The organism is Siphonobacter sp. BAB-5385, from assembly GCF_002261125.1.
In the GTDB taxonomy this organism is placed as follows: domain Bacteria; phylum Bacteroidota; class Bacteroidia; order Cytophagales; family Spirosomataceae; genus Siphonobacter.
Genome location: NZ_NMPS01000159.1, coordinates 1 through 3,529 on the forward strand (window position 1 = coordinate 1; position 3,529 = coordinate 3,529).

General features: G+C 38.7%; 4 protein-coding genes. All 4 read right to left on the reverse strand.

Annotated elements, in window-relative coordinates:
* Nucleotides 1-258 precede the first annotated feature (258 nt).
* Complete coding sequence (locus BWI93_RS15805) at nt 259-1,074, reverse strand: hypothetical protein (RefSeq protein WP_094812983.1); 816 nt, start codon at nt 1,072-1,074, stop codon at nt 259-261.
* 2 nt (nt 1,075-1,076) lie between these two features.
* Nucleotides 1,077-1,964 (reverse strand): DUF488 family protein, encoded by an 888-nt coding sequence (locus BWI93_RS15810; RefSeq protein WP_176454237.1) that lies wholly within the window; start codon nt 1,962-1,964, stop codon nt 1,077-1,079.
* A 540-nt stretch (nt 1,965-2,504) separates the two neighbouring features.
* Nucleotides 2,505-3,026, reverse strand: a complete 522-nt coding sequence (locus BWI93_RS15815) for a hypothetical protein (RefSeq protein WP_094812987.1) — start codon at nt 3,024-3,026, stop codon at nt 2,505-2,507.
* A gap of 257 nt (nt 3,027-3,283) precedes the next feature.
* A partial coding sequence (locus BWI93_RS15820) for a response regulator (RefSeq protein WP_141217483.1) occupies nt 3,284-3,529 on the reverse strand: 246 nt, incomplete at its 5' end.

The window sequence follows — 3,529 nt, forward strand, 5'->3', positions numbered from 1 at the left end:
TGGTCATCCCTCTTAGTTGCTTGCTCGTCAGGTAGTTAAGAGGGATTTTTGCTTTTTCACTGAAACGTTACTGAAACATTTTTGAATTATCTCAAAATTTGAAGATAGGCTAGGGGATGGTCCAGCTTGCTTTGAATGTGTTATCTTTGATATATGGTTCGGCTCAATTCGAACTTATCTCATAAACAAAAAGGGAACCGCTTGTAGTGGCTCCCTTTTTCATTTACAATTGTCTACAAATTATGAAGAGCTTCTGAGTTAACTAAATAGATCTAATTGTGGAGTAGAGGCTGATGCCGGTAAGTAGGGTGGGTGAAATGTCCCTATAATAACAAACGGATTCTTCGCTATCATATGTTTTGCTTTTGTAGTGCCTACATAAAAGTGTAGATCTTTTCTCTTGGCAAAATCATCAAAGTACTTCTCCTTCACTTTCTGACAAGCTTCTTCTTCGTCATGGTATCTCCAGAACAATGCCCCAATCTCCCAATCTTCAATCATTAGTGTCCTTTTTTTACCCGTAACATCTTTGAAGACGTAAGAGAATTTAAATGGCAGTTTTCGAAGAGGCGTTCTTCTGGCTCCTACCTGTTCAAAAAGCCCAAGCTGTTTGATAGCTTCAAGCTTTTTAGGCTTCCACTCGCGTGATACCTGTTCAATTTTAAAGCCTATAACCTCTGTAGGCTTGAAAACCGCTAAAGATTTATATTTAGGAGCCTGCTTCGCTTCTGATATTAGTGTCTCAAAGTTGTCATATACTTTATTTAATACTAGCCTTCTTCTTTCTAGCCAATTTCCATTTGTTTCTACTTTATTTAAAACCGTTGGAACTGTATCTAGGGTAATGGGCCTATAGCTTTCCGATCTAAAATCACTTGTGTTTCTAACTATATCTATTTCAATCCACTGATACTTGCTGTACTTGTGGACATATTCAAGCTCTCTGAACTTTATAGGATATATTCTTATCCAGTCACCCTCCTCTGTTAGCCCCGCTGTACAAACTAGTTCATTATATTTTGTAGATAGACTAGGGTAAGTTTTCACTGTAATGAGTACGCGGGTTCTTGCCATTTTTAGAGGTGTTTTAGATTATAAATCCAGTAGGGTAATTCAGTAATGGCTTTTGCAACCTTACTTCTATGGCATTGCATATAAGACGCCTCAAAGCAAGTAAGTGCAATTCTATCGTGTAATTTTAATATTTCAAAAACCTGACGAATGTCTTCGCTCCTGTTAACCAAATAGTTTTCTTCGAAATCTTTAAATAGAATATCGTAATCTTTTTGCGTAGTCAGGTTTTGACGCTTTTCACTTGGAATCCCAAGTTGAGGGAAGTGCATATATTTAATACCACTAGCTTCGCATGCAAAACTTAACTCAGATTTGGAGAAGCCTACTTTTTGACTCAAAGGATTGCGTCTAACGTCACACAATACTTTGACCCCATTTAAGATTAGCTTGTTTATATATCTTTCTAACGAGATTCCTTCGTAGCCAATCGTAAACAAAGTGGTATCCTCCCTTACAGTTCTCTGCTTTCGCACTATATCTAACTCTTCCTCACTTAATAGGCTAGGAGCCATCTCACTTCTAATTGCATAGTAAGGATACTTTAAATAGGTATATCGAATCAAATCATCGGTTTTCATATCCTTAAACACTCTCACTAGATACTTCAACCTGTCTTTATCTTCCTGCTTAAGTTGTAGTCTGTAGTCCTCTGATATATTAAGCACCCATTCAGACTCATGTTCTTCAACAATCTTGTATGCTTTCAATGCCCTCATATCCCAATTTGCTTGGAAGGAAAAACACCCATAACGGTAGGGCAAGAACTCATATGTGGGTACTGATTGCAGTTTTGTAAAAATCAACAATAACTTTTGCAGGTTGATTTTACCTAGTTTCCCACCAAACGCTGTCAATATTGCTAAAAGCACTTTTCTTCTATAGTATCTCATGATACAAAGGTAATGATTATCTGTATGATGCATTTCCTTTATAATTTACTGAAATACAGTGTTTTATCCAAATAATATCGCTGGTTATTAACGGTTAATAGGTTGAAACACTATTATATTCTCTGGACCACATAACTATATAACGAAAGCAGTAAAAAGGTTATCACTTTTTTTACTCTTTGGAAATAGTATTCAAAAAAAGGTTTTGTTTAAGCCTCACCCTCGTCACTTGCATCACTTCTGACTATTAAACGAAATAACACTTTTGACACTTTTAGAGTCGCCAATTTTGGCTACACCCCGCACAAAGGCATTTACCCTAAAAGTTAAACGATTGATTTACAGGCAATAGCCCTTTTGGTATAGACCTACTGCCTCACCGACTCCACGAAAAAAGATTTTGTTTGAGCGTCACTTTCAGCACTTGCGTCACTTTTGTCCTCATCGTTCCGCCCTGTGATAATCACATAACGCTTACTAGGTGGCTGGACAAGGCCTCGCGTGAGTGACTCAAAAAAACAAAACCGATTGCTAAGAAGGCTATTGACACTGGCAGTTGCATTGAACAACTAGAGCTTTGTCTTTACTTTTTTCATTAGGTATTGTGCCATATAATCGACAAGCCGCCCATACCGATGCTACAATGAGAATGCCCCAAAAAACTACATAGGCTAAGGTTTGTCCAGTGAGACCAAACCGAGCCTTTTTTCGCCAAGAATTGTTCAGACTTGTCTGCCATCCAAGATCTATAGGCAATATCCTCTTCTCAACAGACTCTATATATTTACTGATTCTATCAATGTGTACCCCTAATACTAAGTGCCGAAACGCTAGCAATAGATTGAACACAAATGGAGCCCATAAAAACACTTTTGTTAGATAAGGACTGGTATTAATAAGTCCATCTTTGGCAAAAATGAGAGATAGGATCGCTCCATTGATAAGGATAGCATTTTTCACCAACTGCGATGACTCCTCCGCAATCTTCATCAATTCACCTCTCAAATCGGCCACTTCTTTTTCTAGGAAATCAAGTTGCTCAGATGTCAAGTTATTGTTCATACAACAGGTCTGGATGGACTAATGAGCTATTAAGTTAAGTATAGCACCTAATAGCAAGCCTAGACTATACCCATTAATGGCTAGACGTAAAAGCAAGCAAGCCCGACGACTGCCAGGCTTGCTTGATAGGGGTTCGACCTCAGGTCGAAGGCCTTCACCTTTAGGTGAAAAGCTTGATAATCAGAGCCCTCAATTTTGAGGAGACCCCTTCATTTAAACGTTAATCATTTAAATCATTAACATTTAAACGAATCCGATTAGGGCAACCGGGACAGCACCTGAATGAGTGCTTCTATATCTACAGGCTTCGTTAAATGTTCATCAAAGCCAGCCTCTTGGGATTTCTGCTTATCTTCTTGCTGACCATAACCCGATACGGCAATAATAAACAGCTCTTTTCCCCAGGGCTGCTCACGAATCAGTCGGCAGGTATCGTACCCATTTAGATCGGGCATCCCAATGTCTAACAATATAACGTCGGGCCGCAGGCTTTCTGCCGCTAA